This window comes from Bradyrhizobium sp. WBOS08, assembly GCF_024585125.1.
GTDB lineage: Bacteria > Pseudomonadota > Alphaproteobacteria > Rhizobiales > Xanthobacteraceae > Bradyrhizobium > Bradyrhizobium japonicum_B.
The window spans coordinates 6,063,690-6,090,018 of record NZ_CP028988.1; the positions used below are offsets into that span (position 1 = coordinate 6,063,690).

Consider the following 26,329-nt stretch of genomic DNA (forward strand, 5'->3'; position numbering starts at 1 on the left):
GGCCGAAGCGCCACGGACCCGATGCGCTCAGCTTCCTTTGGCCGAGGTTCCGAGGCCCGGACTGATGGCCAGTGACGCTCCCGCAGCGCCGCCGGCTTCATAGGCCGTCATCGACACCATCCGCCCACTGCTGCGCTGGTTCCGAAGATTGAGGCCGAGCTTGTCGAATTCTGCGTCGACCACGGAGGTCTTGAGGATCACCAGCCCGCGGCCGGTGCTTGCGTTGGCCTGATCGCGGCCGTCCTTGATCGCCACCAGCCTTTGCGCGATGGACGCCACCATCCCGAGCGCGAAGGAGGCATTGGCCAGATGCCGCTCCTGGTGCCGGAATCTGCCGTACTCGATCGAGGTCTTGAAGCGGCCGAGCTCGGCGCGCACGGAGCCGTCGATCAATTCAGCGAGGTAATGCGCGACCTCGACATCCGCGCCGAGACCAAAGAACACATAGACGTTCTCGCCGTCGGCGTTCTTCTCGCGCCAGACTCGGCAATCGCAGAAATGCGCGATCGCGCCGATGCAGTCGTCCAGGGGAATCCGCTTCTTGCGATGGGTCTGGTAGACCGTCCGCTCGCATGGCGAGGCCCGCAGCTCGACGTCGGAGAGCGACAGATCATGCCGATCCAGCAGCTCGGCAACCTTGGCGGCGGCGGACAGCGCCTCGTCCTCGGTGCAGCCATTGGCGATCGTCTTGGCGCGCAACGCCTGAATGCGGAGCTTCAGTTTGTCGAGCGCGGCCGGATTGGAGGTTTGATTCACCGATGACCTACCTGGGGAAAGCCGGACCGATAGACTCCTGACGGCTCGGCTGGCGGAAGGGGTGGGATTCGAACCCACGGTACCCTTGCGGGCACGCCGGTTTTCAAGACCGGTGCCTTAAACCACTCGGCCACCCTTCCAAGCCCGGAATGGGTGTCGCTTAACGCAGTCGACCGCGTAAGGCAACGCGAAGTTGGGCTGGTGTTGCCGCGGGACTTGGTGGGGCTCCTGCTCCAAACCTTCGTTTTGGACGCCGTGGGGCCTTGCCCGCATCTCGTTTTCGGCCGGCTGCGAAGCCGCACCCCTCCGTTGAGCAGGATCAAGGAGTTTCCGCCGCCCGTCACTAGCGTTGGTCGACGCTGTGGTCGGAGGATCAAGATGAGACTGAAGCTATTCCTGGTAGCCGTTGCGCTCTTGGTTGGATTTGCGGCACCGGCGCTGGCGCAGCCGTTTCCGCGTCCGGTGCTGCAATTCAACGGGCAACTCATTTTTGGACCGACGCTGATCGTCGGGTTGAAGGTGGTCAATTGGAGCGATTACTCGCCCGCCCTGTTTGCAGAATCGCCCAAGCTGCCGCCGTGCGGGCTCAATATTTCGGCGTCGCGGACCTGGGTCGATATCTACAACGCCAGAAAGCAAAAGCTCTACGGATTCTGCGACCTCGGCGATCCCTCCAATCTCTCGCAGCTCTGGTTCTCGGTTCCCATCACCCAGCGACCAAGGGCGGTCTTCATCACGCTCATCGACCGGTTGCAGCGCCGAATAGTCGTGTCGAACAAGGTGGCGATTCCGTGAGCCGGCGAAAGAACGCGGCGCCCCATGGGAGCGCCGCGCTAAATCCATTCGTGACGATGTCGGCGCAGCAGCCGCAGGACGCGCAGGTCATCTGCACCGGGGTATAATGGGAATAGCCCGGCGAGACCGTCTCGCTGTGGCGGTGATCGTAACGCAGCGTCGCCGGAGGCCCGACCTGCCTCCCTATCTACCCAAGGCCCTGCCTAGCTCGACGGGCAGTCAACCAGGACGGCGCTCCGAATGTATTTCGTCCTCTGGCGGTCAGTGACGCGGCGGCCGAACTCAGGGCTGTAATTGAGGTCGTAGCGGCACCCTGCCCGCATTGCCTTGTAGATCGCGCCTCGCTCGATCATATAGCTTCCCTCTGGAAGCGTCTTGAGCCGGACCTCCGTGATGGTCTGCTGCTGGCCGTGGTCCGGACCGAGATAGGTGACGCGGTCGGTCGAGCCGACCGACCAGACGATCGCAACCACGCAGATCAGGGAAACAGCGAGAGCGGCGACCGACCCGAATTGCGGTCGCTGAAGGGGGGCAAGAAGCAGGCTCATGCCGTTTTGTGTCGTGTCCGGCCCGGCGGTTCAAACAACCCTCGCCTGTCCTTCGACCAAAAGAAAGCGGCGCCCTCGCAGAGAGCGCCGCTCCAATCTCCAAACCTGGTCCGGCTCAGTAGCCGCAGGACGCGCAGTTCATCTGCACCGGGGCATAATAGGAATAGCCGGGCGAGACCATCTCGACGCGCTGGCGCGTGGCGTATTGCGGCGGGATGCGCTCATACTGCACGCTCGGCGGCGCGACCATCACGGTCTGCGGCACCATCACGGTACGGTATTGCGCCGGCGTGCGGTGCGCGACGACGGCGCCGGGCGACACCATCACGGTCTCGTCGACGGCGCGGTATTGCGGGGGCACATATTGCTGCTGATAGCAGGTCGTGCAGGGCGGCGGCGTATAGCAATTGTAGCAGCCGGCGGAAGCTGCGCCCGTCATGGACATCGCGGCGACGGCGGTCGAGAAAACAACAGCAAGAGTACGCGACATGTAGTGCCCCAGTTGCCCGAAATGGATTTGCGAAGTTGGCGCATTATACGCCGCAAAATTCAGGGCTGCTGAAGTTCATCAGGGCATCCTTAATGCGAACGGCCGGCTTGCGCCGGCCGTTCAGGACTTGTTGACCATCGATGCTGACGCCACACGACCAGATCAGTAGCCCGGATGGAGCGCAGCGCAATCCGGGACCGGCCTGTCGTCTGGTCTTGCGCTTGTCCCGGATTACACCAACGGGTCGGCGCTTAGCGCCGACCCGTTGGCTCCATCCAGGCTACGAGGCCCCTTATTTCGAGCGCCGCTTCACCTCGCGCACGGCGCCGCGCGCGGCGCTGGTGGTGAGCGCGGCGTAGGCCTGCAGCGCGGTCGAGACGTTGCGCTTGCGGCCCACTGCCTGCCAAGCCAGATCGCCCTTCGCCTCTTCCGCGGCGCGGCGCTTGGCAAGCTCCTCGTCGGAGACTTCCAGCGTGATGCTGCGGTTCGGGATGTCGATGGCGATGATGTCGCCGGTGCGGACCAGGCCGATATTGCCGCCTTCGGCGGCTTCCGGCGACAGATGGCCGATCGACAGGCCTGACGAGCCGCCGGAGAAGCGGCCGTCGGTGACGAGCGCACAGGCTTTGCCGAGGCCCATCGATTTCAGATAGCTGGTCGGATACAGCATCTCCTGCATGCCGGGGCCGCCGCGCGGGCCCTCGTAGATGATGACCACGACCTCGCCGGCGACGACCTTGCCGCCGAGGATGCCTTCCACTGCCGCGTCCTGGCTCTCGAACACGCGCGCCGGGCCGGAGAACTTCAGGATCGACGCGTCGACGCCGGCGGTCTTCACGATGCAGCCGTCCTGCGCGAGGTTGCCGTAGAGCACGGCGAGGCCGCCGTCCTTGCTGAAGGCGTGCTCGAGATTGCGCACGACGCCCTTCTCGCGATCGGCATCGAGCTCGTCGTAACGGCGCTCCTGGCTGAACGCGACTTGCGTCGGGATGCCGCCGGGCGAGGCGCGGTAGAACGTGCGCACCGCCTCGCTCTTGGTGCGCTTGATGTCCCAGCGCTCCAGCGCCTCGTTCATGGTCGGCGCGTGCACGGTCGAGACCGAGGTGTCGAGCAGACCGGCGCGATCGAGCTCGCCCAGAATGCCCATGATGCCGCCGGCGCGATGCACATCCTCGACATGGACGTCGGCAACCGAGGGCGCGACCTTGCAGAGCACGGGCACGCGGCGCGACAGCCGGTCGATGTCCTTCATGGTGAAGGCAACCTGACCTTCATGGGCGGCGGCGAGCAGATGCAACACGGTGTTGGTGGAGCCGCCCATGGCGATGTCGAGCGTCATGGCGTTCTCGAACGCCTTGAAGTTGGCGATGTTGCGCGGCAGCACCGATGCGTCGTCCTGCTCGTAATAGCGGCGGACGAGATCGACGATGGTGTGGCCGGCCTCGACGAACAGGCGCTTGCGGTCGGCATGGGTCGCGACGACAGAGCCGTTGCCGGGCAGCGCGAGACCGAGCGCCTCGGTCAGGCAGTTCATGGAATTGGCGGTGAACATGCCCGAGCAGGAGCCGCAGGTCGGGCACGCCGAGCGCTCGATCACCTTGACGTCCTCGTCGCTGACCTTGGAATCGGCGGCGGCCACCATGGCGTCGATGAGGTCGACGGCCTTGGTCTTGCCGGCCAGCTTGACCTTGCCGGCCTCCATCGGGCCGCCCGAGACGAACACGGCGGGGATGTTGAGCCGCAGCGCCGCCATCAACATGCCGGGCGTGATCTTGTCGCAATTGGAGATGCAGACGAGGCCGTCGGCGCAATGCGCGTTGGCCATGTACTCGACGCTGTCGGCGATCAGCTCGCGCGACGGCAGGCTGTAGAGCATGCCGTCATGGCCCATGGCGATGCCGTCATCGACCGCGATCGTGTTGAACTCCTTGGCGACGCCGCCGGCCTGCTCGATCTCGCGGGCCACGAGCTGGCCGAGATCCTTCAGATGCACGTGGCCGGGCACGAACTGAGTGAAGGAGTTGACGACCGCGATGATCGGCTTGCCGAAATCGCCGTCCTTCATGCCGGTCGCGCGCCAGAGGCCGCGGGCACCCGCCATGTTGCGGCCGTGGGTGGTGGTGCGGGAGCGATAGGCTGGCATGGCGGTTTCCGTCCTTGGTTTGACCGGCCGGGCGGGAAAATCTGGCGTCGCCTCAGGCCTTTGTGGCCGGATAGCGCACGGGCTGGGTCGGCGCAACGGGAACTTGGGCATGACAGGGCTCCCCTGCTCCCGGCGAGGGGTTCTCTCGTGCCCCGGACGCAGCGCAGCGCCTCTTCGGCGGTGCGCTGCAGAGCCGGGGCCCATGTGGCAGCGCGTACCGTGGGCTCCTGGGTCCCGGCTCGCGCTTCGCGCGTCCGGGACACGAGACCGCCTACTGCAGCGTCGGATCGAGCCGGTCGCGCAGCCAGTCGCCGATCACGGAGACGGCCAGCGTGGTGATCACGATGGTAGTGGCCGGGGCCAGCATGATCCAGGGCGCCCGGGTCAGGTATTCCCGGCCGTAGCCGACCATGTTGCCGAGGCTGGTCATCGGCGGTTGCACGCCGAGGCCGAGGAAAGACAGGCCCGATTCCATCAGGATCACCTCGGGGAAGACCAGCGTGGTCGAGACGATCAGGGTCGAGGCGATGTTGGGCAGGATGTGCCTGAGGTAGATCCGCTGCGGCGTCGCCCCCAGCTGGCGGACCGCGGCGGCATAGCCTTGCGCATTGGCCGAGATGGCAAGGCCCCGGGCGATACGGGCATAGCGCTCCCAGCCGAACAGGCCCATCAGGCCGATCAGGAGCGGCAGCGAATTGCCGAAGAAGGCGAGCACGGCCAGCGCCATGATCAGGAACGGCATGCTGGCCTGGAAGTCGGTCAGCATTAGCACGAGCTGCTCGACGATCCCGCGGAAATGCGCGGCGAGGAAGCCGAGCGTGGTGCCGACGATCGCCGAAATCGCGGTGGCGCCGAAGGCGATCAGCAGCGAGATGCGGATCGAGACCAGAAGCCGCGACAGTACGTCCCGGCCGAGCTCGTCGGTGCCGAGCCAGTGCGCGGCATTGCCCGGCGCCGCCAGCCGGTTGCGCAGGTCGAGCTGGGTGTAGCCATATGGCGCAACTTTTTCGGCCAAGGCGGCGATCACCAGCATCGCGACGATCCAAGTCACCGCCAGCGCAACCGAGACCGGGATTGCCGGCAGCCCGATGCGGCGGCTAGTGATATCCTTCAACGTGGCGTCGGTCATGCATGCGCTCCCTTGGCGCGCAGCCGCGGATCGAGGAAGCCGTAGAGAAAGTCGACGATCAGGTTTGACGTGACCATGGTCATCGCGACCAACAGCAGGATGCATTGCACGACGGCAAGGTCGCGGTTGGCGACGGCGACGACGAGCAGGCGCCCTACTCCCGGCCAGGCAAACACGCTCTCGACCACCACCGCGCCCGCGATCAGCGTGCCCACCATGAAGCCGAGAATGGTCACGGTCGGGATCGCCGCGTTCGGCAGCGCATGTGACGTCACCACCTTGCGCCACGGCAGGCCTTTGGCGGATGCGGTGCGGATATAGGGCTGGCCCAGCACCTCCAGCATCGCGCTGCGGGTGAAGCGCGCCAGCACGGCGGCGCCCCCTAAGCTCAGCGTGGTGATCGGCAAGATGGCATGACGCCAGCTGTCCTGCCCGCCCGACGGCAGCCAGCCGAGCTGCACGGCGAAGACCAGAACCAGGATCAGCGCGAGCACGAAGCTCGGCACGGTGAAGCCCGCGACTGCCGTCGTCATCACCGCACGATCGATGGCAGAGCCCCGGTGCAGCGCCGCGTAGATGCCGGCGGGAACGCCGATCGCGACCTTGAAGAAGAAGGCCGGCAGGGTCAGCGCCAGCGTCGCCGGGATGCGCTCCAGCACCAGCTCGATCGCGGGCCGTCCGTCGCGCATGGAGCGGCCGAGCTCGCCCTTGGCGATGGCGCCGAAATAATCGAGATACTGAAACCAGATGGGATCATCGAGGCCCCAGGCCTTGCGGAACGCCGCAAGCACTTCGGGCGGCGCCTCCGGTCCCAGGATCATCAGCGCGGGATCGCCTGACAGCCGCAGCACGATGAAGGCGAAGGTGACGACGAGGACAATCGTGAGCGCAGCGCGCCCGATGCGGATGGCGAAATAGCGTCCCATCACGCCGCATCCCGCGTTTGCGCACCCGTGACGAGATGGCAGGCCACCTGCCGGTCGCCGCCGACGGCCGCCAGCGCCGGCACTTCGCTGGCACAGCGGGCGATGGCGCGCGGGCAGCGCGGATGGAAGGCGCAGCCTGGCGGCCGCGCGGCAGGGTTCGGCGGATCGCCTGCCAGCACGATCCGGCCGGCGCTGCGGCGGCCGGGCGCCGGCGAGGCCGAGACCAGCGCCTGGGTATAGGGATGCTCGGGCCGCGCGAACAGATCGTCGGCGCTGCCGATCTCGACGATGCGGCCGAGATACATCACCGCGACGACGTTGCTGATCTGGCGGACGACGCGCAGATCGTGGCTGATGAACAGCAGCGTCAGTGACAATTGCGCCTGGAGATCGCAGAGCAGGTTCACCACCTGGGCCTGGATCGAGACGTCGAGCGCGCTGACCGGCTCGTCGCAGACCAGGAAGTCGGGCTTGGTGGCGAGCGCCCGCGCCAGCACGATGCGCTGGCGCTGGCCGCCGGACAGCGCACCCGGATAGCGCGCGCCATGCGCCGGCGTCAGCTCGACCGCGCGCAGCAATTCGCGGACGCGCTCCTCGCGCTCCGCGGGCGTGCCGATGCCGTGGATGTCGAGCGGTTCGCGGATTTGCGTTGCGACCGGCAAGCGCCGGTCCAGCGCGCCGAGCGGGTCCTGGAAGATCATCTGCATGCGCGCCCGCTGCGCGCGCCATTCGGCCGTCGCGGGCACGGCCATCGGCTTGCCGTCGAACCGCACCTCGCCGCGATCGGGCGGCTCGAGGCCGAGCACGATACGTCCCGTCGTCGATTTGCCCGAGCCGGACTCGCCGACCAGACCCAGCGTCTGCCCCCTGGCAATCGCGAGCGACACGCCGTCGACGGCGTGCACGGCCGTAGCCCGGCCGAACATTCCCGAGCGCATCGCATAGCTGCGCGAGATCGCGGACACCTCGACGAGCGGCGGGCTCATTCGGCGGCGATCCCAAGCAGCGCGCGGCGCGAGGCCTCGGCCCGGATGCAGGCAACGCGGCGGTCATCCGCGATCGGCGCCAGCGCCGGCGCGGCAAGGCTGCACGGCTCGGACGCCAGCGCGCAACGCGGCGCGAAGGCGCATCCGCCAGGCATCTTTGCGGGATCAGGCACCGTTCCGGGAATGGCGGTGAGACGCCGCCGGGGCCCGTCGAGCGGCGGCAGCGCACCGATCAGGCCCTGCGCATAGGGGTGCGCCGGATCGGCGAAGAGCTGGTTGCTGGGGGCTTCCTCAATGATGCGGCCGGCATACATCACCGCGACGCGGTCGCAGTTCTCGGCGACGACGCCGAGATCGTGGCTGATCAGCACCATCGCCATGCCGAGCTCGCGGCGCACCGTCGAGAGCAGCTCCAGGATCTGGGCCTGGATGGTGGCATCGAGCGCGGTGGTCGGCTCGTCCGCGATCAGGAGGTCCGGATTTCCGGCGAGCGCCATCGCGATCATGACGCGCTGGACCTGGCCGCCGGAGAATTCGTGCGGATAGGCGTCCAGCCGCCGACCCGCGTCGGGAATGCCGACGAGATCGAGCAGCCGTCGCGCCTCCGCCTTCGCGGCATGGCCTTGGAGATCGCGATGCAGCGCCAGCGCTTCGCAGAGCTGCCTGCGGATCGTCAGCACCGGGTTGAGCGCGCTCGCCGGATCCTGGAAGATCATGGCGATGCGCCCGCCCCTGACATGGTCGAGCTCGGTGGCCGGCGCGCCGAGGATTTCACGCCCTTCGAGCCGCACCTTGCCGGAGACCTGCGCATGCCGCGGCAAAAGGCCGAGCGCGGCGAGCCAGGTCACCGATTTGCCGGAGCCGGACTCGCCGACGAGACCGAGGACCTCGCCCTTCTGCAAGGTGAGATCGACGCCGCGCAGGACCGGCACGCCGTTGAAGGCGACGCGGAGGCCTGCAATGTTGACCAGCGGCGCCACGGCTACGCCTCGAAATTGCCGGCGCGGAAATCCATCGCGAAGGCGGGTGCTGCCTTCCACTTGATCGATTTCGGCTTGGCCGTGAAGGTCGCGTTCTGGTGCAGCACCGTATAGGCGGGGTCCTCGCGCTCGGCGATCTCCAGCATGCGGCGGAACGCCTTCTTGCGTGCGGCCCGGTCGGTCGAGGTCTCCAGGAATTCGGAGAGCTTGTTCAGCTCGGCATTGGTCCATTCGCCGATCTGCTGCTGCTGGCCGTTCGGCCCGTGCTGGGCCACCAGCGAGGACACGGGATCGTTGAACGCGGCCGAGTTCGACCAGTCGCGCACGGCGCGGGCCGGCCCGCGTTCCATGATCTGCGACCAGTTCTCCTTGGTCTCGATCTGCACGTTGAGGCCGACCGACTTCCACATCTCGACCAGGATCTGCGCGGTCGCGACCTGGTTGGTGTAGTAATTGTTGAGCAGGCGATACGGGATCGGATCGCCCTTGTAATTGGCTTGCTTGAGCAGATCCTGCGCCAGCTTCGGATCATATGCGGGCACGTTCCAGTCGGCGTTGAACATGTCGCCGTAGAATTCCCATTGCAGCCCCTTCGGCACGCGGGTACGGCCGGCCCACAGGCTGTCGACGATGGCCTGGCGGTCGATTGCATGGGTGAAGGCGCGCCGCACCAGCGGATTGGCCAGCACGGCGTGGTTCTTGTCGAACACGGTCAGGCGGTGGTTGAGGATGGTGCCACCCTGCACTTCGAACGCAGAGTTCTTCTCGATGCCGGCGATCTGGTCCGGCGGGATGTCGCAGGCGAACTGGTATTCCCCCGACAGCAGTCCGTTGATGCGGCTGGCGACCTCAGGCACTTCGAGGAAGCGGATGCGCTTCAGCGGGGGACGGCCGCCCCAATATTCGTCATGCGCTTCCAGGGTCAGCGACACGTCGGGCTTGAGCTCGACGACCCTGTAGGGCCCGGTGGTGATCGGCTTGCGCGCCCAGTCGAGATAGCTCGCGGATTCTTCCCAGGCGCGACGGTTCATGATGTCGGAGCCGTAGCGCTGCAGCCGTCCCTCGATGGTGACGTCGGGCGTCGCGTTGTAGAAGCGCACGGTGTACTTGTCGACGGCATCGACGCGCGCAAGGTCCGGCCAGATGCGGCGGGCGACGGCGGGCACGTCGGGCGGCAGCTCCTTGCCCGGCCGCGGCGTCGGGATCTTCTCGAACGCCTTGATGGTCGAGCGGTTCTTGGCCTCGGTGTCGCCGAACATGCGCTCGCGGCTGAAGGTGAAGACGACGTCCTCGGCGGTCATCTCGTCGCCATTGTGGAACTTGACACCCTGGCGCAGCTTCACCTCGACGGTCTGGTCGTCGATGCGGCGCCATTCGGTGGCAAGGCCCGGCACGGCTTCGAGATTGCCGCGCCAGTTCTTCGAGATCAGGCCTTCCCAGATCGAGGAGAAGAACACGCGCTCGCCGACATTGGACTGCTCGCGCAGCACGTCGAGCACGTTGGCGTTGGTGACCTTCTGCACGGCGACCGTCACCGACGGACGGCTGTCGCCTTGCGCGATGGCAAAGCGCGGCAGCAGCAACGTGCTTGCGGCCGCGCCGCCGGATTTCAGGATGGTGCGACGGGTAAGCTTGCTCATGGCGGTGTGACCCCTGCCCTGGATGATGCGGTTATTCGGCGAGACCGAGCGCGGCGAGATAGGCTGCGCCGGCGCGGACGTCGTCGTGATTGCGAAGTTCGAGGATCAGCCGCGGGTTGGACGTCAGCCGTCCCAGCGCGCGGAACACGGCGACCCAGGGGATGTTGCCCTCGCCCGGGGCCCAGTGCCGGTCGGCAAAGCCGTCGGTGTCCTGCAGATGCACATGCGTGAGCATGTCGCCCGCGGTCTCGACGTAATAATCGACCGGCGGCGAGCCGGTGGAGATGTGGGCGTAGTTGGCGTGACCGGTGTCGAGCGAGACGCGAACCCTGGCGCTTTCGAGCGCCCTGGCGAGGCGCACCCGGTCGCGCGGATCCTTGTCCTCGATGTTCTCGATGACGATCTCGCAGCCGACGGTTTCCGCGCGCGCGACGACTTCGGCGAGCGTCGCCTTGACGCGCTCGACGAGGTTGTTGCGATTGTCCGGATAGAGATCGAGATTGTTGTGGTCCCAGGTCGTGAACGGCGAATGGATCACCATCTGCGTCGCGCCGAGGAACTCGGCGGCATCCAATCCTTGAAGCAGGCGCTTGGTCACCGCCTGGCGGATCATGGGATCGTGGCTGTCGATCTTGAAGCCCCAGAACGGACCGTGGATCCCGAGCCGGCCGGTATGGCCCGACAGCATCTGCTTGATCTCGCCAGCGGTGCTGCGCCAATCGCTGTCGAGAAGATCGGCGCGGAAGAAATCCTGGATCTCGAGATCGCGCTGCCGCTCCAGAAGCCAGTCGCGATGCGCGGGAATCGATTTGATGGACAATGCGGCGCCCAGCACCGGCTTCGACATGGCTTGCTCCTTGACCGACAGCGATGACGGGAGCAGCGCTAGACCAGTTCGATGACAGGCCGGTGAAATGCAAATTCTGCAGCGCCGGGAGATGTGGACATCCTGCCGACGATGCGCTCGGGTTCAGGCAACCGCGATCACGCACTGATGCCGAACGGCCACATCGCAACCGGTATTCGTGTCCGTAGTGATCCGGAATGGAATCCTAATCGAGCTTCGCGTACATCGCGGGACATCGATCGGCGGCCACTTCCACGGGCATCACCCTCTGATCGCGCGACATGGGGTTGGGGGACCACATGGGGCGACCACATGGGGCGGGGGATTGAAGGCTGGGGCAAGGTGACGAGGTCCGGACTCCTAGGCACTCCGGACCTCGACACTTTTTAGATTGAACGCAGCAACGCGCCGTCGGGTGGGGCATCCGGACGGCGCGTTGTCGTTTCAACGCATCTTTGTTTCCGCGCTCAGCGCGTCTGCGGCTCCAGAGTCACCGTGCAGTCGCCCTGCCCTTGCGTCGCGACGACGATGTTGCCCGCGGGAGCGCCGAGGGCGATCGGCGCGGACGAGCCGCCGCCGGGCATCTGGACAATCACGCTCATGGAATCCTCGCGCGCGGTCGATCCCACTGTCGAAGGTTCTGCCTGGGCGACGTTACCCGAAGCGTCACGCCGCATGATCTGGCAGTTCACATTGCTTGCGCCGGTTGCTGCCATGCTCGATGAAGCGCTGCCGCTCATTTGCGCGCGGGCCCGCGACGGATCGCGCGGCACCTGGCTGACGATGCGATGCGTGCGCGGCTCAACGATGACGACCTCGTCTTCCGTCGCGAAATATTCATAGTCGCGATACGCCGGCTCGATCGACACGATCTCGGGCGGCAGCCGGTGCAGACGCACGCGCGGCGGAATCGTCTCGCCGATCCGGATCGAGATGTTCAGGTTGCGCTCCGGCTGGGCCAGGCGTGCACGGCTCACCGTTTCGGAGATCCGCACCTGCTTCTCGGTGGTCACCTGGGTCTGCTGATTGACCTGCGTGTTGGTCTGTGTGGTCTGATTGGCTTGATTGGTCTGCGTGCCGGAAGGCGCGGTCTGCGCATTGTTGGTCGGAGCCGTCCGGCTCGTGTCCGTCGCCGTGGCTGGCCGGTCGGTTTGCTGCGCCGGCTGCTGCTGATCGGCCGCATTGCGCGGCGACTGGGTCTGGTTCTGCTCCTTCTGGTTGGTCGCAGCCCCAGTGCGCTCGTTCTGCTGAGCAGCGGGGCCGGTCTTGGATTTCTCGGACTCGGCCGTTGATTTCTGCGGCGCAGACTTGTCTTGCTTATCCTGCTTGGTCTCAGCGCTGCTCTTGCTGTCGCGGCCCGGCTTGGTGCTCTCGGCCTCACGGTTGCGGTCGCGCGCCGGCTCGCGGGATTCTTGTGCCTGGTCCCTGCCCTTCGGCTGGTTACGCTCGGCAGAACTGGCCGGCTGGCGCTTGTCGTCGCTCGCCTCCTGCTTGGCAGCGCCGCCCTTGTCTTCGCGGCCCGCGCCTTGCAGTCGCTCCTGGGCGCCCTGTGCGCGCTCTTGAACACGTTCTTGAACGCGTTCTTGGGCGCCGCCGCGCTGCGGCGCAGCGCCCTTCGCCGGCTCCTCGGTCCGTTTCGGCTCGTCTCTGCGCTCACCGGGCCCTTGGGCGTAGGCGAAGCCGGAAGCAAGCATCAATCCGATCGCCGCGGTCGATAACATCAAGTGCTTACGCATGGTCCCTCTCCTCGAGAATTCGCAACAACAGACGCGAACGTTCTCTAGGTGCGAAGGTTCCTGAGCAGGAACGAGGGGCCGATCAAGCCGGGCTCACATCGGGTCCTTGAGCGTGAGGCGGGCTGTGAAGGTCACGCTGGTCTTGCCGACCAGCGCCATGCCTTCGACCTCGGCGCCGCCGGCGGAATAGTCGCCCGAGAAGCCGCAGGTGACCTCCCTGCCGCCGAAGGCGAGCGTCCGGCCGACGGCCTCGGTATGCTGGTTGACGATCATGTCGCCGCGCCACTTACCGTTCCGGAAAGTGTAGCTGCCGGTGTAATAGAAATAGCTGTCACCGCCCATGATGCGCCCGTCGCAGAGCATGACGACGCCCCTCGCCTGGCCGCGCTTGCCGTCGCGCATCTCGATGTCGAAGATGTAGAGGCCGTTGACGACCCTGGCCTCCTCCTGCGCTCCATCCACCGTCGACATCCGACTATCCCCCACCGATCCGCTGCCCCATCAGCTCGGCACGTTCCGCTCGAGATCCTCGAGCCAGGCTGCCGCGCTCGAATCCGACGGCGCGCGCCAATCGCCGCGGGGCGACAATGAGCCGCCCGAAGAGACCTTCGGACCGTTCGGCATCGCCGAGCGCTTGAACTGGCTGAACGCGAAGAAGCGGCGCAGGAACACTTCGAGCCAGCGGCGGATCTCCGGCAGATCATACGCCCTGCGCCGGTCGCTCGGGAAGGCCGGCGGCCATTCGCCCTTGGCCACGTCCTTCCAGGCGTGCTGCGCCATGAAGGCGATCTTGGACGGCCGCATGCCGAACCGCAGCGTGTAGAACAGGTTGAAATCCTGCAGCTCGTACGGTCCGACCGCCGCCTCCGTGCTCTGCGGCTTCTGGCCGGCCTCCACCGGCACCAGCTCGGGCGAGATTTCGGCTGCCAGGATCGCGCCGAGCGTGCGGTTGACGTCGTCGCCGAACTGCTTCGACGAGATCACCCAGCGGATCAGGTGCTGGATCAGCGTCTTCGGCACCCCGGCATTGACGTTGTAATGCGCCATCTGGTCGCCGACGCCATAGGTGCACCAGCCGAGCGCGAGCTCGGAGAGATCGCCGGTGCCGATCACGATGCCGCCGTGATGGTTGGCGAGCCGGAACAGATAATCCGTACGCAGGCCGGCCTGAACGTTCTCGAAGGTGACGTCGTAGATCTTCTCGCCCCGGCCGAAGGGATGACCGATGTCCTTCAGCATCTGCGTCGCCGTGGTGCGGATGTCGAGCTCCTGCCAGCTCGTGTGCAGCGCCTGCATCAGCGCCAGCGCATGGGTCTTGCTCTCGCTGCCGGTGGCAAAGCCGGGCATGGTGTAGGCCAGGATGTTCTCGCGCGGCAGGCCGAGCAGATCGACCGCCTTGGCGGCGACAATCAGCGCGTGCGTTGAATCGAGTCCGCCCGAGACGCCGATCACGACCCGCTTGGTGCCGGTGGCACGCATGCGCTGCACGAGGCCGGCGACCTGGATGTTGTAAGCCTCGTAGCAATCCTGCTCGAGCAGGCTCTCGTCGCTTGGCACGAACGGGAAGCGCTCGACCTTGCGCAGGAAGCCGATGTCGGAGGCCGGCGGCTTCAACGCGAATGTCACCTTGCGGAAAAACGCCTCGCGCTGGCGGCGGTTGTCGTCAAACGTGCCCATCAGCGCGCGCTCCTGCCTCAGCAGGTCGAGATCGATGTCGGCAATGGTGATCTGGCCGCTCTGCCGGAACCGCTCGCCCTCGGCCAGCAGCACGCCGTTCTCGTAGATCGAGGTCTGGCCGTCCCAGGACAGATCCGTGGTCGATTCCCCGGCCCCGGCGGCCGCGTAGACGTACGCCGCGAGGCAGCGCGCCGATGTCGATTGGCACAGCAGCGCGCGCGAGCGCGCCCGGCCGATCGTGATCGGGCTGCCCGAGAGGTTGATCAGCACGCTCGCGCCGGCGAGCGCGAGCTCCGAGGCCGGCGTCACCGGGATCCACATGTCCTCGCAGATCTCGACGCCGATGGTGAGGCCCGGAACGTCCCCGGCGGAGAACAGCAGGTCGACGCCGAAGGGGGCATGCAGCCCGCCGAACGCGATCGTCTCTCCGACCATGCCGGCACCGGAGGCGAAATGCCGGCCCTCGTAGAATTCGCGGTAGGTCGGCAAATAGGTCTTAGGCACCACGCCGAGAACGTTGCCGCGATGAATGACGACGGCGCAATTGTAGATGCGATGACCAAAGCGCAGCGGTGCGCCGACGATCAGGACCGGCATCAGGCCTGCGGAGGCCTCGACGAGGCCGGCGAGGCCGCGCTCGACCGCGTCGAGCAGCGGGTCCTGCTTGACCAGATCCTCGATCGCGTAACCGGACAGGCACAGCTCGGGAAACACGGCGACCGCCACCGACTGCTCATGGCAGACGTTGGCTGCGGCCAGCGCCGCCTTTGCGTTGGCCGAGGGATCGGCGACATGGGACGTGGTGACACAGGCCGCCACGCGCGCAAATCCATGGGCGTAGATCGAGTAGAAAGTCATCGAGCGCAGTACCCTTGATCTCTTCGCTGCCGAAGCCGTCAGCACCTAACCATATGTAGCCCATCGGCCGGGCCCCGTGCAGGCCATCCGCCGTCATGCATAACGGATTTGCAGGCCCGCCGGTTCGCGCCCGACGAGCTCAGGCGCTGCGGGCCAGCACGCCCGACAGGTCGTCGCGCAGCCATTCGGCGATGCGCGGCCAGGCATGCGCGTGGGTGCGCGCGCCCATGAACAGGCCGAGGTGGTTGCTCGGCTCGGAAGCAGCGGCAATGAAGGCCGGCGGCGTGCCGAGCAGACCAGCCGTGGCGAGCGCCTGCGCAGCCGGCACGACGTCGTCGTCGAGCCCGGCGAGCAGGAAAACCGGCGCCTTGACGTCCTTCGGATCGATCGTGCGGCCGAGCGCCTTGAAGCTGCCGGCTGCGATCTGGTTCTCCCGGAAGATCCGATTGACGACCTCAAGATAATACGCGCCCGGCAGATCGAGCGTCTCCGCGTTCCAATGCTCAAAGCGCGCGAGCAGCGCCGCGCCTTCCTCGTCCGACAGGTCTCGCTGCAATGCCGCCACGATATCATCGCCGTTTGGCGCCTTGGACCACAAGTGAAGCATCTCCCCGCCGCTGACATTGCCGCCACCGCGTGCGACGAGCTGGTCGTACACCATCTCGGGCGCGTTGCGGGTGATCCGGCACAACGGCGACTCGATCGACAAGTCCACGGGGGCGCCTGCTAGCACCAGCCGCCGCACCTTGGCCGGAAAGCGCGCCGCATAGAGCAGCGACAGCCAGCCGCCCTGGCACAGCCCGACCAGATCGACCGGCGCGCCGATCTCGTCGATGGCGACGTTGAGGTCGCCGAGATAGCTGTCGATCGAGAGATAGCGCATGCCGGGCGAGGCCGATCGCCAATCGGTGAGGTAGATCCGATCGATGCCGCCCGCTTGCAGAGACTGCACCACGCTGTGGCCAGGCGCGAAATCGGCGATCAAGGCCCGGTGCAGCGCATAGGGCGCGCACACCAGCACCGGCTGGCCGGACCGGCCCTGCGAGCAATCGCGCAGGTGCATCGTCGCGAGCTCGAGCGCAACGCGGTTGGGCGTCGTCCACGGCAGCTTGCTCTCGTCATGCTCGGCCCGGCCGCGCTCGACCCACCAGAAGCACGCGTCCATGGCCAGCCGGGCTGCCGTGAACGGCCATAGCAGCGGCTCGTCGGGTGTATGGTCCGGTCCGCTCGCCTGTTTGCCGATCTTGTCCACCATGACGAGGTCCCTAGAGAAACGCCTCAAGGCTGACGACGGAGATGCCGAGGTCGCGAAAGCTTCGATGGGCTGCGGCCACCGAGCCGTCGAGATCGATGCCGCGGCAGGCGTCCTCGATGACAGCCACCTCCAACCCCGCCTTGCGCGCATCCTCCGCCGAGAAGCGGACGCAGAAATCCAGCGCCAGACCGGCGACAAAGACAGTCTTCAGCTCGCGTTCGCGCAAATAGCCGAGCAGGCCCGTCGCCGTCTTGTGGTCGTTCTCGAACAATGCCGAATAGGAATCGATGCCGCGGCGAAATCCCTTGCGCACCACCAGGCTCGCCCTGACCACGTCGAGATCGCGATGGAATTCGGCACCCGAGGTGCCCTGCACGCAATGCGCCGGCCAGAGCACCTGGGTGCCATAGTCGAGGTCGATGGTCTGGAATGGCTGCCTGCCCGCATGATTCGTCGCGAACGAAACGTGGTCGCGCGGATGCCAGTCCTGGGTCAGCACCACATTGGCGAATTTTTGGGCGATCCGGTTGATGGCGGGGACGACCTTCTCACCGCCGGGAACGGCGAGCGCTCCGCCCGTGCAGAAATCGTTCTGCACGTCGATCGCCAGCAGCACGTCGTGGTCGGAAATCTTCATCGCCAATCCCATTCCATGTGCCCGGCGCAGCGGCCGCCGGACAGGCCCCCCAGTGTCGGTCTTCCCGCCCGGCTTCGCAACCGCCGGCACCGTGCAAAACCTGCGCGAATTGGTCACCGGACCACCACCAGCATGCAACGGTTTGGCCTCGTCCGTGTTGACTAGGCGCACCCGAGGGCGGATTCTCGAAACTGTCGGGACGGGTGGATGGGGTCGAAGGCGCGGAGGAGAGGGTTGCCGAGGCCGGAAGGCGGCGACAACCACGAGATCATGAATATCGGCAAGACAGGACAGATTCTTCTCGCCGATATCGGCGGCACCAACGCGCGCTTCGCGCTGAGCCGGAGCGAATTGGGCCAAGGCGGTCAATCCGGACCGATCGACTATGTGAAGGTCGCCAATTTCCCGACGGTTCGGGAGGCCATTGCGGACGTCCTGGCGCGCCGGGCCGGTGGCGAGCAGCCCCGCAGGGCCGTGCTCGCCGTGGCGGGACCCGTCACCAACAACCGCTGCGTCATGACCAATAGCCCCTGGGTCATCGACGGCAACGAGCTGCAAGCGGCTCTGGGCTTCGACAGCGTCCACGTGCTCAACGACTTCGAGGTGGTCGCCTGGTCCCTGCCCGCCTTGCAGCCTGCCGATCTGATCCCGCTCGGCGGAGGCGATGGCCTGTCCGGCGAGCCGTTGCTGGTGGTCGGACCCGGAACCGGCTTTGGCGTCTCTTGTCTAGTCCAGCGCCATGGCGCGCGCCTCGCTGTCGTCACCGAAGCCGGACACGCGACCCTGCCGGCGGAGGATGAGCGCGAGGAACGCGCGATCGCGTGCTTGCGGCGGCGCCTCGGCCACGTCTCCATCGAGCGCGGCGCCCTCTCGGGATCCGGGCTGCAAAATCTCTACGAAGCCTTGGCGGAAGTCGACGGCGCTCAGGTGCCGCATCGCGATGCTGCCGGCATCACAAAGGCGGCCTTGGAGGGCAGTTGTCCCGTCAGCCGGGCGACGCTCGACATGTTTTGCGCCATCCTGGGCTCGGTCGCCGGCAATCTCGCGGTGACATTCGGCGCCCGCGGCGGCGTTTATGTCGCCGGCGGAATCGCGCCGCGCTTTCCCGAGTTCCTGATGGCCTCTGCGTTCCGTGCGCGCTTCGAGGCCAAGGGCCGGTTCCAGGACTATTTGCGCAACATCCCGACCCGGCTGGTAATCAAACCAGATGCGAGCTTCGTCGGCCTGAAGATGTTTGCCGACCATAATGTGGATTGAGCTGCGGGAACTCGCTCCACCCGTTGGTTCCAGTATTCACAGGTGATTCAGCGTCCGCGCGGTTCCACGCATGAACACGCTTGCCTCCATGGTCCCGATGCGAAACAATCAAGCCGTGTGTGGCGTGAGTTGCGGGGGCGTGACATGCGTAAGCAGGATCTGGGTTTCGACTATCACCGCTATCATCGCCTGCTGAGCGAGGCCGATGACGAAGGCAAGCGGCTGGCCTTGATCGACCTCCTGATCGAGGAAAAGGCGCGAGACCGGCTGGCTGCACAGCGTGCCTCGGACCGGGCGGCCATGACAGCCCACACGATTGCCAGGGTGCTGAAGAACGGCCGCAACTGAGGTGCGGCGTCCTCGGGTCAACAATGCAGCAGCCGTGCTGTCGCTCAGTGCGGCGCTTTGGCCTGCACATCAGGAAACATCGAATCGATCATCGCCTTGAGCTGATCCATCGCGATCGGCTTGCGCAGGATCGGCCGGCGCCGGAGCAAGGACGGCAGCAGTTCGGGCCCGTAACCGGTGGCGAACAGAAACGGCTTGCCGCGACGTTCGATCAAGTCGGCGACGGGATCGACGTAGACGCCCATGAGGTTGATGTCGAGGATGGCCAGATCGTATTGCGCGGTCATGGCAAACGCGCTCGCGTCCCGGACATTGTCCGCTTCGGCGACGACATGGTGGCCGAGTTCCACCACCATGTCGGCCATCATCATCCGGATCAACGCCTCGTCTTCGACCAGGAAAACGGAGAGTCCGTCCGCCATTTCAACTCCGCAGTCAGCTTGCGAAGCTAACCATACATCAATTGCGGAAGGGATACACGAATTCGTGGCGGGCGCCGTTAATTCAGAGGCGCCCGATCCGATTCAACTTGATCAATCCAATCCGCGCTCGTGGCTGAGGCGCACCATCTCCTGGATGAAGACCTGCTTCTGCTTGTCATCGAGGCTCGAATAGAGCGGCTCGGCGGCGTCGGCGACATTGCGCTGGTCGGCGGCGCGGTCGATCAGGAACTGCGCCTCGTTCCGCATCTGCTCGATGATGTCGTCGGGCGGATCACGCTTGGCGCGCGCAACCCGCAAGTTGAGCCGCTCTGCACCATTGTGTCCCAGGTAGTGCATCGCGCTCGAAAAGCCGTACCAGTGCTTCTCCTGCTCGGGCGTGAGATTCAGCTCGGTCTTGATCCGCTCGATGTAGGAATCGCTGTTGGCCACGATCTGCTCGGCGGTCTGCTGCGGCGCGCCGGGCTGGGTGAGGACGGTGACGTCCTTGTTGTCCTTGCCCTGCGGTGCGTTCTTTGCCTCCTTGCTCGCCTTGCCGCCCTTGCCCGCTTTGGCACTCTTAGCGTCCTTGGCGTCCTTGTCCTTGGCTCCGCCCTGCTGCTTGGCGTCCTTGCTGGACTCCTTGGCGGCCGGCGGCGGAGCGCCGGCATTGTTGTTGCCGACGCCGAGCACGCCGGTGAAGACGCCGACGACGCCGCCGATTGCGCCGCCCAGCACGCCGCCGACCGGACCTGCCGCCTTGTTTCCGGCCGCCGCGCCGTCCTGAACGCCTTTGACCAGACCTTGCGCATTGGCCGCGGCGGCACCGAACAGCAGAGCGCATACGGCCCCGAGCGCGATGCATCGCCGCATGTGAAGCCGCGCTGACGGCGCCGGGTTGATCATTCTCGTCTCCATCGTCGATCTCGCTCGCCTTTTGGGCGGCAGCCAAGCCGCCCGCCGCAACTCTATCGTTTCCACCGCTTCGCGGTCCAGCCGCGGCGCGGTGCTGTCCACGCCCGAAAAGTCTTTCGCGCGAAGCGGTTATGCAGGCTTGTTCGAAACTGCGGCGTAATTGCGCACGGATCGTTCCGGGCCCGTTCGCGCGAAGTGTGCGTCGCAAAAACAAGCGGTCGCAGCGTTCGACCGCCACAGCACGCCCCGCCGTTCAGGACACAACGTTAGTTCTATGTACGAGCCGTTCGGGTTTCTCGACAGACGCGATCAATCATGATCTGATCGCGCTACCAATTTGCTGGGGCATCGGTGAATTGCCATCGGGCCGACGGCATCAATAAGAAAATCGCACAACAAGAAACTTGGAAAAGACGTCTTAGAGGAAACTCCAACAACAACACCCAAGCGAGGAAACGAGATGTCACGCAAGAGACTGACGCGACGTCAATTTGTGGCTGCCACTGCAATGTCCTCCGCGGCGCTGATCTCGGCGCCCTATATCCGGGGCGCTTCCGCCGCCGGCAAGCTCTCGATCGGCTTCTGGGACCATTGGGTGCCAGGCGCCAACAAGGCCTCGACCGAGCTCGTCAACGAATGGGCCGCCAAGGAGAAGGTCGAAGTCACCATCGACTACATCCCCAGCCAGGGAAACAAGAACCTGCTGACCATCGCCGCCGAAGCGCAGGCGAAATCCGGCCATGATATCTTCGCGATGCCAACGTGGTGGGCGCATTCCAATGCCGACCAATTGGAGAACGTCGCCGACATCATGGGGCCGATCACCGCCGAGAACGGCGAGGTGAACGGCACGGCCAAATATCTCGGCACTGTCGGGACCAAGTGGCTCGGCGTTCCCGCCTGCGTCGGCAGTCAGATCAAGGGCCCCTGCTCCCGCATCGACCTGATGAAGAAGCACGCGGGGATCGACGTGCAGGAGATGTATCCGGCCGGCGCTCAACCCAAGGCCGACAACTGGACACTGGAGACATTCCTGAAAGCTGCCGAAGCCTGTCACAAGGCGGGCGTCCCGTTCGGCATCGGCCTCGGCGAGACCACCGACAACGTCGACACGGCCGGCGCGATCTTCCTGTCGTTCGGCGCCCAGCTCGTCGACGCCAAGGGCAATCTCACCGTCAAGACCGACGCGGTTCGTCAGGCGCTCGATTTCTACAAGAAGCTGATCGGTTTCCTGCCGCCCGACGTCGCAGCCTGGGACGACGCATCCAACAACAAGTGGCTGGTCTCCGGCAGGGGTGCGATGATCATGAACCCGCCGAGCGCCTGGGCCGTCGCCAAACGCGACGCGCCGCAGGTTGCGGAGCAATGCTGGACCCACGGATTCCCGGCGGGGCCGAAGGGCCGCTTTGCACCCTACCTGCCGTATTTCTGGAGCATATGGAACTTCTCCAAGAACAAGGAAGCAGCGAAGAGCCTGCTGGTGGCGTTGTCGAAGCCGGCAGCCATCGAAAAGATGGTCACGGCCAGCGGCGGCTACGACTTGCCGGCTTATGAGAAGCTGACGACGCTGAAGGTCTGGCAGGAAGAGGGTCCACCGAAAGGCACGCTCTACCACTATCCAAATCCCTACAAGCATCAGACGCTGTCGATTGCAGCTTCGCCTGCGCCTCCGAAGATCGCACAGCAGATCTATGCGCAGGCCACGCTCACCAAGATGTGCCTACGGTATCACCAGGGCGAATCGATGGAGAAGACGCTCGCCTGGGCCGAAGGCGAATGCGAAGGCTTCATGCGGAGCTGAACCGGAACGGCTCGCCGCGACGGTCTCAGGCCCGCTCGCGGCGAGTCTTCCGTCTCACTCACCTGACGAGAGCCGACGGCTTCGGCTCTCGAACCTTCCAAAAGTCGGGTCTACCGACCAAACCGCGCGAGGAAATGCATCATGGCGGATGTCGCATTGCAGCCAGACAGGGTTGGCGCAGCGCAACCGGCGCGAAAACGCTCCAGTCTGCAAAAGGCGCTCAAACGCAAATCGACTGCGGCGTTCCTGATGACGCTGCCGCTGATCATTCTCATCACGCTTCTGGTGCTTTATCCCGCGTTCTATTCGCTTCACCTGGCGACGCTCAACAAGTCGATGCAGAGATTCGTCGGTCTCGGCAATTTCGAGTTCCTGTTCAAGCGCGACACGTTCTGGCTGGTCGTCAAGCAATCCTGCATCTTCGCCATCACCGCCGTTCTGTTCAAAGCGCTGATCGGGTTCATCGTCGCGCACTTCGTCCACAACATTCCGGCCAAGGGCCAGCGCAAATGGCGCGGCATGCTGCTGGTGCCCTGGGTGATCCCGCCCGCCATGAGCACGCTGGCATGGCTGTGGCTGTTCGACCCCTCCTATTCCGCGTTCAACTATACGCTGTCGTTCTTCGGAATCGGTCCGATCCCGTGGACCGGCGACGCCGCCTGGGCGCGCTTCTCCGTCATCCTGGTCAACGTCTGGTACGGCGCGCCGTTCTTCATGATCATGTATCTGGCGGCCCTGAAATCGGTGCCCGACCAGCTCTATGAAGCCGCGGCCATCGACGGCGCCAATTGGTGGCAGCGGATCTGGTACGTGACGCTGCCGATGATGCGCAACATCATCGCGATCACGACGCTGTTCTCGCTGATCGTGACCTTCGCCAATTTCGACATCGTGCGAATCCTGACCGCCGGCGGCCCTCTCGACCACACCCACATCTTCGCCACCTGGGCCTTCAGGATCGGCATCGAAGGAAGCGATATTCCGCTGGGCGCCAGCGTCTCCCTGTTCATGGTGCCAATCCTGGCGGTCGCAGCGATATTCATCCTGCGGGACGTCAACAAGCGCGGGAATGAAGCCTGATGAGCTCAGTCACGATAGACAAGGCCGCGCCGACGCGCACGGTCAAGTATGGAAGCATGAGCCGCGACCGCAAATGGGCGCTGCGGTGGTCGTACTTCTTCCTGACGCTGTTTGCGATCTTCTCGCTGCTGCCGCCGATCTACATGCTGATCACCTCGCTCAAGAGCAGCGCCGAAATCTCCGCTGCGACCAATCCATGGTGGGTCTTCCATCCCACTCTCGAGAACTATGTCGGCCTCTTGACCTCGAACCAGTTCCTGCGGTTCTTCTGGAATTCGGCGCTGGTCTCGATTTTCGTGGTCACCATCACGATGCTGATCAGCGTGCCCGCGGCATTTGCCCTGGCGCGGATGCGGTTCTGGGGCTCGGCCACGCTGGCGACCGGCGTGTTCCTGACCTATCTCATTCCGGACAGCCTGTTGTTCATTCCGCTGTTCAAGGTGTTCGCCCTGTTCGGCGACTGGACCGGTATCCAGCTCATCAACCGCTGGTACGTGCTGCTCTTCATCTATCCGACGTTGACGGTGCCGTTCTGCACTTGGATCATGATCGGCTATTTCGCCTCGATCCCGAAGGAGCTCGATGAGGCCGCGATCATCGATGGCGCCTCCTGGTTCCAGACGCTCACCCGGATCTTCATTCCGGTGGCGCTGCCGGGGCTGATCGCCGCGACCATCTTCGCCTTCACCGTGTCCTGGGCACAATTCCTCTATCCGCTCGTGTTCACGACGTCCACGGACCAGCTCGTGCTGCCGGTCGGCATCATCACGACGCTGATCAAGGGCGACGTGTTCAACTGGGGACAGATCATGACCGGCGCGCTGCTCGGCGCGGCGCCGCCGCTGATCATCTACGCCTTCCTGATGGACTATTACATTGCCGGCCTGACCGCCGGTGCGACAAAGGGTTGAGAACTCATGGCTGACGTTGCTTTGCGGAAGGTAGTCAAGCGTTACGACGACGTGGAAGCCGTGCGCGGCATCGATCTCGACATCGCCGACCACGAGTTCATCGTGCTGGTCGGCCCGTCCGGCTGCGGCAAGTCGACCACGCTGCGCATGATTGCAGGCCTCGAGGACATCAGCGACGGCGACATCATGATCGGCGGCGACATCGTCAACGACGTGCCGCCGAAGGACCGCGACATCGCCATGGTGTTCCAGAACTACGCGCTCTACCCGCACATGACGGTCGCCGAGAACATGTCGTTCGGGCTGCGCCTGAAGCACTATCCCAAGGCCGAGATCAAGGCGCGGGTGACGGAAGCCGCGCGCCTGCTCGACATCACCGACCTGATCGACCGCAAGCCGAAGCAGCTCTCCGGCGGCCAGCGCCAGCGCGTCGCGATGGGCCGGGCCATCGTGCGCAATCCGAAGGTCTTCCTGTTCGACGAGCCGCTGTCCAATCTCGACGCGAAACTGCGCGTGCAGATGCGGATCGAGATCAAGAAGGTGCATCAGAAGGTGCGCACCACCACCGTCTACGTCACCCACGACCAGGTCGAGGCAATGACGCTGGCCGATCGCGTCGTGGTGATGAACAAGGGACGGATCGAGCAGATCGGCACGCCGAACGAGCTCTATCACAAGCCGGCCACGCGCTTCGTCGCCGGCTTCATCGGCTCGCCCGCGATGAACTTCATCCCGTGCCGGCTCGAGGACGTCGGCGGCACGCTGCAGATCCGCCTCACCGACCGCATCGCCTTCCCGCTGCCGCCGGCCCGCGCCGCGCGCTACAATTCGCTGCCGCGCACCGACAAGCTGCTGCTCGGCCTCCGGCCCGAGCATCTGACCGAATCTCATGCGCATCTGGAGCCCGGCGTCGAGACCTTCGACACCGTGCTCGACGTCACCGAGCCGATGGGAATGGAGACCCTGGTCTATTTCGGACTCGATGGCACACCGGTCTGTGGCCGCGTTAATCCCAATGCCGGCGCCAAGGACGGGGCACCCATGCGTTTGGCGATGGACCTCAACAATATGCACCTGCTAAACGAGGCGACCGGCGCCGTGTTGTGACGCCGGTTCAAGAAACTCGCGCAGGCAGGGGACGATGGCGACCAACAAGAAGAAGATTTTCGTTACGCAAACTTTGTCGCAAGGGGCACGCGCCCTCCTCACCCAGCGGGACGATATCGAGCTCGTCGAGTTTCCGAACCTGATCTCGGCGGGGGACTTCGAGGCTTTGCTGAAGAGCCATGCGCCGGTCCACGGCGTCGCGCTCGGCGCCACCGCCTTCGGCGAGACCGAGCTCGAGGCCGCGAAGGACATGAAGGTGGTGACCCGCATCGGCGTCGGCTACGACGCCGTCGACGTACCCGCCCTCTCCCGCCGCAAGGTGCCGCTGATGGTCGCCGGCAGCGCCAACTCGCCTTCGGTTGCGGAAGCCGCGCTGTTCATGATGCTGACGCTGGCCAAGCGCGCCCAGGAATTGCATTCCTGCGTCAAGGACGGCAAATGGGCCGATCGGCTCGGCATGCTGCCGTTCGATCTCTACGGCAAGACCGTGCTGGTGATCGGCTTCGGCCGCATCGGCAGCCGCACCGCCAAGCGCTGCCTGGCATTCGAAATGAACGTCCAGGTCTACGATCCCTATAAGCCTGCCGCCGAGATCAAGGCGGCCGGCTGCGAGCCCGTTGTCGACCTCGACACCGCCCTGCCGAGCGCCGACTTCGTCACCATCCACTGCCCGAAGACGCCGGAGACAATCGGTCTGTTCGATGCTGACAGGATCGGCCGGATGAAGCCGAGATCCTATCTCATCAACACCGCACGCGGCGGCATCGTCAAGGAAGCCGCGCTCCACGACGCGCTGGTCTCCGGCAAGCTCGCCGGTGCCGGCATCGACGTGTTCGAAGTGGAGCCGCCGCCGGTCAGCAACGCGCTGTTCGCCCTGCCCAACGTCATCATCGCCCCGCACGTTGCCGGCGTCACGGTCGAGGCGGTTCAGCGCATGAGCGAGCAGACCGCGCGCAACATCCTGAGTGTGCTCGACGGCGATCCGATCCGGCAGAACGTGATCAATCAGGACGTGCTCGGCTGAGCTAAGCTGAGCTCCTGGCGGGCGACTGAAGCGCCCGCCTTCGGAACGCCAGGAACCGTCCCAT

The 26,329-nt window shown here is 65.3% G+C and carries 26 protein-coding genes and 1 tRNA gene; 9 read left to right on the forward strand and 18 right to left on the reverse strand.

Annotated elements, in window-relative coordinates:
• Positions 1-27 precede the first annotated feature (27 nt).
• Both DCM80_RS28540 and DCM80_RS28545 read right to left on the reverse strand, forming a co-directional pair.
• Positions 28-756 (reverse strand): DUF2786 domain-containing protein, encoded by a 729-nt coding sequence (locus DCM80_RS28540; protein ID WP_257194741.1) that lies wholly within the window; start codon positions 754-756, stop codon positions 28-30.
• A 50-nt stretch (positions 757-806) separates the two neighbouring features.
• Positions 807-896 (reverse strand) — tRNA-Ser (locus DCM80_RS28545).
• 238 nt (positions 897-1,134) lie between these two features.
• Here DCM80_RS28545 and DCM80_RS28550 point away from each other — a divergent pair.
• Positions 1,135-1,551 (forward strand): hypothetical protein, encoded by a 417-nt coding sequence (locus tag DCM80_RS28550; RefSeq protein WP_257194742.1) that lies wholly within the window; start codon positions 1,135-1,137, stop codon positions 1,549-1,551.
• A 203-nt stretch (positions 1,552-1,754) separates the two neighbouring features.
• On the opposite strand, the gene DCM80_RS28555 is transcribed toward DCM80_RS28550, so the two are convergent.
• From DCM80_RS28555 to pncA, 14 genes are all read right to left on the reverse strand, one after another.
• Positions 1,755-2,099 carry a hypothetical protein gene (locus tag DCM80_RS28555; RefSeq protein ID WP_257194743.1) on the reverse strand — a complete coding sequence of 115 codons (345 nt, stop codon included), beginning with the start codon at positions 2,097-2,099 and terminating at the stop codon, positions 1,755-1,757.
• Between the two features lie 115 nt (positions 2,100-2,214).
• Positions 2,215-2,538, reverse strand: coding sequence for a hypothetical protein (locus DCM80_RS28560; RefSeq protein ID WP_049820276.1), 324 nt, complete (start codon positions 2,536-2,538; stop codon positions 2,215-2,217).
• Positions 2,539-2,881: 343 nt separating this feature from the next.
• Positions 2,882-4,732, reverse strand: a complete 1,851-nt coding sequence (gene ilvD / locus DCM80_RS28565) for a dihydroxy-acid dehydratase (RefSeq protein ID WP_257194744.1) — start codon at positions 4,730-4,732, stop codon at positions 2,882-2,884.
• Between the two features lie 271 nt (positions 4,733-5,003).
• Positions 5,004-5,861 (reverse strand): ABC transporter permease, encoded by an 858-nt coding sequence (locus tag DCM80_RS28570; RefSeq protein ID WP_257194745.1) that lies wholly within the window; start codon positions 5,859-5,861, stop codon positions 5,004-5,006.
• Positions 5,858-6,787: an ABC transporter permease gene (locus tag DCM80_RS28575; RefSeq protein ID WP_257194746.1), complete on the reverse strand. Its 930-nt coding sequence runs from the start codon at positions 6,785-6,787 to the stop codon at positions 5,858-5,860. Before DCM80_RS28575 ends, DCM80_RS28570 begins: the two co-directional genes overlap by 4 nt.
• Positions 6,787-7,773 carry an ABC transporter ATP-binding protein gene (locus tag DCM80_RS28580; RefSeq protein ID WP_257194747.1) on the reverse strand — a complete coding sequence of 329 codons (987 nt, stop codon included), beginning with the start codon at positions 7,771-7,773 and terminating at the stop codon, positions 6,787-6,789. Before DCM80_RS28580 ends, DCM80_RS28575 begins: the two co-directional genes overlap by 1 nt.
• Positions 7,770-8,753, reverse strand: a complete 984-nt coding sequence (locus tag DCM80_RS28585) for an ABC transporter ATP-binding protein (protein WP_257194748.1) — start codon at positions 8,751-8,753, stop codon at positions 7,770-7,772. Before DCM80_RS28585 ends, DCM80_RS28580 begins: the two co-directional genes overlap by 4 nt.
• Before the next feature lie 2 nt (positions 8,754-8,755).
• Positions 8,756-10,393 (reverse strand): ABC transporter substrate-binding protein, encoded by a 1,638-nt coding sequence (locus DCM80_RS28590; protein WP_257194749.1) that lies wholly within the window; start codon positions 10,391-10,393, stop codon positions 8,756-8,758.
• A gap of 31 nt (positions 10,394-10,424) precedes the next feature.
• Entirely contained in the window at positions 10,425-11,240 is an 816-nt protein-coding gene (locus DCM80_RS28595; protein WP_257194750.1) for a sugar phosphate isomerase/epimerase, read from the reverse strand.
• Between the two features lie 467 nt (positions 11,241-11,707).
• Positions 11,708-12,934: a DUF1236 domain-containing protein gene (locus DCM80_RS28600; RefSeq protein WP_257194751.1), complete on the reverse strand. Its 1,227-nt coding sequence runs from the start codon at positions 12,932-12,934 to the stop codon at positions 11,708-11,710.
• A gap of 135 nt (positions 12,935-13,069) precedes the next feature.
• Positions 13,070-13,447 (reverse strand): GrlR family regulatory protein, encoded by a 378-nt coding sequence (locus DCM80_RS28605; protein ID WP_028136383.1) that lies wholly within the window; start codon positions 13,445-13,447, stop codon positions 13,070-13,072.
• Between the two features lie 30 nt (positions 13,448-13,477).
• Positions 13,478-15,511 carry an NAD(+) synthase gene (locus tag DCM80_RS28610; protein ID WP_257194752.1) on the reverse strand — a complete coding sequence of 678 codons (2,034 nt, stop codon included), beginning with the start codon at positions 15,509-15,511 and terminating at the stop codon, positions 13,478-13,480.
• Positions 15,512-15,650: 139 nt separating this feature from the next.
• On the reverse strand, positions 15,651-16,766 hold the full coding sequence (locus tag DCM80_RS28615) for an alpha/beta fold hydrolase (RefSeq protein ID WP_257194753.1): 1,116 nt from the start codon (positions 16,764-16,766) through the stop codon (positions 15,651-15,653).
• 10 nt (positions 16,767-16,776) lie between these two features.
• The gene (gene pncA, locus DCM80_RS28620; protein ID WP_257194754.1) at positions 16,777-17,415 is read right to left on the reverse strand and encodes a bifunctional nicotinamidase/pyrazinamidase; all 639 of its coding nucleotides are present in this window, start codon (positions 17,413-17,415) and stop codon (positions 16,777-16,779) included.
• Positions 17,416-17,673: 258 nt separating this feature from the next.
• Here pncA and glk point away from each other — a divergent pair, with 258 nt between their 5' ends.
• Both glk and DCM80_RS28630 read left to right on the forward strand, forming a co-directional pair.
• Positions 17,674-18,660, forward strand: coding sequence for a glucokinase (glk, locus tag DCM80_RS28625; protein WP_257194755.1), 987 nt, complete (start codon positions 17,674-17,676; stop codon positions 18,658-18,660).
• 144 nt (positions 18,661-18,804) lie between these two features.
• Positions 18,805-19,008, forward strand: a complete 204-nt coding sequence (locus DCM80_RS28630) for a hypothetical protein (protein ID WP_257194756.1) — start codon at positions 18,805-18,807, stop codon at positions 19,006-19,008.
• A 44-nt stretch (positions 19,009-19,052) separates the two neighbouring features.
• Here the strand turns inward: DCM80_RS28630 and DCM80_RS28635 are convergent, their stop codons facing one another.
• Positions 19,053-19,430: a response regulator gene (locus DCM80_RS28635; protein WP_257194757.1), complete on the reverse strand. Its 378-nt coding sequence runs from the start codon at positions 19,428-19,430 to the stop codon at positions 19,053-19,055.
• Positions 19,431-19,541: 111 nt separating this feature from the next.
• Positions 19,542-20,333: a Spy/CpxP family protein refolding chaperone gene (locus tag DCM80_RS28640; protein WP_257194758.1), complete on the reverse strand. Its 792-nt coding sequence runs from the start codon at positions 20,331-20,333 to the stop codon at positions 19,542-19,544.
• Here DCM80_RS28640 and DCM80_RS28645 point away from each other — a divergent pair.
• The 6 genes from DCM80_RS28645 (at position 20,326) to DCM80_RS28670 (ending at position 26,265) form a co-directional block, all read left to right on the forward strand.
• The gene (locus DCM80_RS28645; RefSeq protein WP_257194759.1) at positions 20,326-20,502 is read left to right on the forward strand and encodes a hypothetical protein; all 177 of its coding nucleotides are present in this window, start codon (positions 20,326-20,328) and stop codon (positions 20,500-20,502) included. The genes DCM80_RS28640 and DCM80_RS28645 overlap by 8 nt on opposite strands.
• A 300-nt stretch (positions 20,503-20,802) precedes the next feature.
• Positions 20,803-22,143, forward strand: coding sequence for an ABC transporter substrate-binding protein (locus DCM80_RS28650; RefSeq protein ID WP_257194760.1), 1,341 nt, complete (start codon positions 20,803-20,805; stop codon positions 22,141-22,143).
• Positions 22,144-22,284: 141 nt separating this feature from the next.
• A complete protein-coding gene (locus DCM80_RS28655; protein WP_257194761.1) occupies positions 22,285-23,223 on the forward strand; it encodes a carbohydrate ABC transporter permease in 939 nt (312 codons plus the stop codon).
• Entirely contained in the window at positions 23,223-24,134 is a 912-nt protein-coding gene (locus DCM80_RS28660) for a carbohydrate ABC transporter permease (RefSeq protein WP_025036339.1), read from the forward strand. The genes DCM80_RS28655 and DCM80_RS28660 overlap by 1 nt, the downstream gene beginning before the upstream one ends.
• 6 nt (positions 24,135-24,140) lie before the next feature.
• Entirely contained in the window at positions 24,141-25,241 is a 1,101-nt protein-coding gene (locus DCM80_RS28665) for an ABC transporter ATP-binding protein (protein ID WP_028136373.1), read from the forward strand.
• 34 nt (positions 25,242-25,275) lie between these two features.
• Positions 25,276-26,265 (forward strand): hydroxyacid dehydrogenase, encoded by a 990-nt coding sequence (locus DCM80_RS28670; RefSeq protein WP_257194763.1) that lies wholly within the window; start codon positions 25,276-25,278, stop codon positions 26,263-26,265.
• Positions 26,266-26,329 lie beyond the last annotated feature (64 nt).

Bases quoted from the DNA above. Each gene is read 5' to 3' on its own strand.
- DCM80_RS28595 (WP_257194750.1), bottom strand. From the start codon at position 11,240: ATGTCGAAGCCGGTGCTGGGCGCCGCATTGTCCATCAAATCGATTCCC.
- pncA (WP_257194754.1), bottom strand. From the start codon at position 17,415: ATGGGATTGGCGATGAAGATTTCCGACCACGACGTGCTGCTGGCGATC.
- ilvD (WP_257194744.1), bottom strand. From the start codon at position 4,732: ATGCCAGCCTATCGCTCCCGCACCACCACCCACGGCCGCAACATGGCG.
- DCM80_RS28560 (WP_049820276.1), bottom strand. From the start codon at position 2,538: ATGACGGGCGCAGCTTCCGCCGGCTGCTACAATTGCTATACGCCGCCG.
- DCM80_RS28610 (WP_257194752.1), bottom strand. From the start codon at position 15,511: ATGACTTTCTACTCGATCTACGCCCATGGATTTGCGCGCGTGGCGGCC.
- DCM80_RS28575 (WP_257194746.1), bottom strand. From the start codon at position 6,787: ATGGGACGCTATTTCGCCATCCGCATCGGGCGCGCTGCGCTCACGATT.
- DCM80_RS28655 (WP_257194761.1), top strand. From the start codon at position 22,285: ATGGCGGATGTCGCATTGCAGCCAGACAGGGTTGGCGCAGCGCAACCG.
- DCM80_RS28660 (WP_025036339.1), top strand. From the start codon at position 23,223: ATGAGCTCAGTCACGATAGACAAGGCCGCGCCGACGCGCACGGTCAAG.
- DCM80_RS28580 (WP_257194747.1), bottom strand. From the start codon at position 7,773: ATGAGCCCGCCGCTCGTCGAGGTGTCCGCGATCTCGCGCAGCTATGCG.
- DCM80_RS28635 (WP_257194757.1), bottom strand. From the start codon at position 19,430: ATGGCGGACGGACTCTCCGTTTTCCTGGTCGAAGACGAGGCGTTGATC.
- DCM80_RS28590 (WP_257194749.1), bottom strand. From the start codon at position 10,393: ATGAGCAAGCTTACCCGTCGCACCATCCTGAAATCCGGCGGCGCGGCC.
- DCM80_RS28555 (WP_257194743.1), bottom strand. From the start codon at position 2,099: ATGAGCCTGCTTCTTGCCCCCCTTCAGCGACCGCAATTCGGGTCGGTC.
- DCM80_RS28630 (WP_257194756.1), top strand. From the start codon at position 18,805: ATGCGTAAGCAGGATCTGGGTTTCGACTATCACCGCTATCATCGCCTG.
- DCM80_RS28670 (WP_257194763.1), top strand. From the start codon at position 25,276: ATGGCGACCAACAAGAAGAAGATTTTCGTTACGCAAACTTTGTCGCAA.
- DCM80_RS28640 (WP_257194758.1), bottom strand. From the start codon at position 20,333: ATGATCAACCCGGCGCCGTCAGCGCGGCTTCACATGCGGCGATGCATC.
- DCM80_RS28605 (WP_028136383.1), bottom strand. From the start codon at position 13,447: ATGTCGACGGTGGATGGAGCGCAGGAGGAGGCCAGGGTCGTCAACGGC.
- DCM80_RS28650 (WP_257194760.1), top strand. From the start codon at position 20,803: ATGTCACGCAAGAGACTGACGCGACGTCAATTTGTGGCTGCCACTGCA.
- DCM80_RS28665 (WP_028136373.1), top strand. From the start codon at position 24,141: ATGGCTGACGTTGCTTTGCGGAAGGTAGTCAAGCGTTACGACGACGTG.
- glk (WP_257194755.1), top strand. From the start codon at position 17,674: ATGAATATCGGCAAGACAGGACAGATTCTTCTCGCCGATATCGGCGGC.
- DCM80_RS28570 (WP_257194745.1), bottom strand. From the start codon at position 5,861: ATGACCGACGCCACGTTGAAGGATATCACTAGCCGCCGCATCGGGCTG.
- DCM80_RS28550 (WP_257194742.1), top strand. From the start codon at position 1,135: ATGAGACTGAAGCTATTCCTGGTAGCCGTTGCGCTCTTGGTTGGATTT.
- DCM80_RS28615 (WP_257194753.1), bottom strand. From the start codon at position 16,766: ATGGTGGACAAGATCGGCAAACAGGCGAGCGGACCGGACCATACACCC.
- DCM80_RS28600 (WP_257194751.1), bottom strand. From the start codon at position 12,934: ATGCTTGCTTCCGGCTTCGCCTACGCCCAAGGGCCCGGTGAGCGCAGA.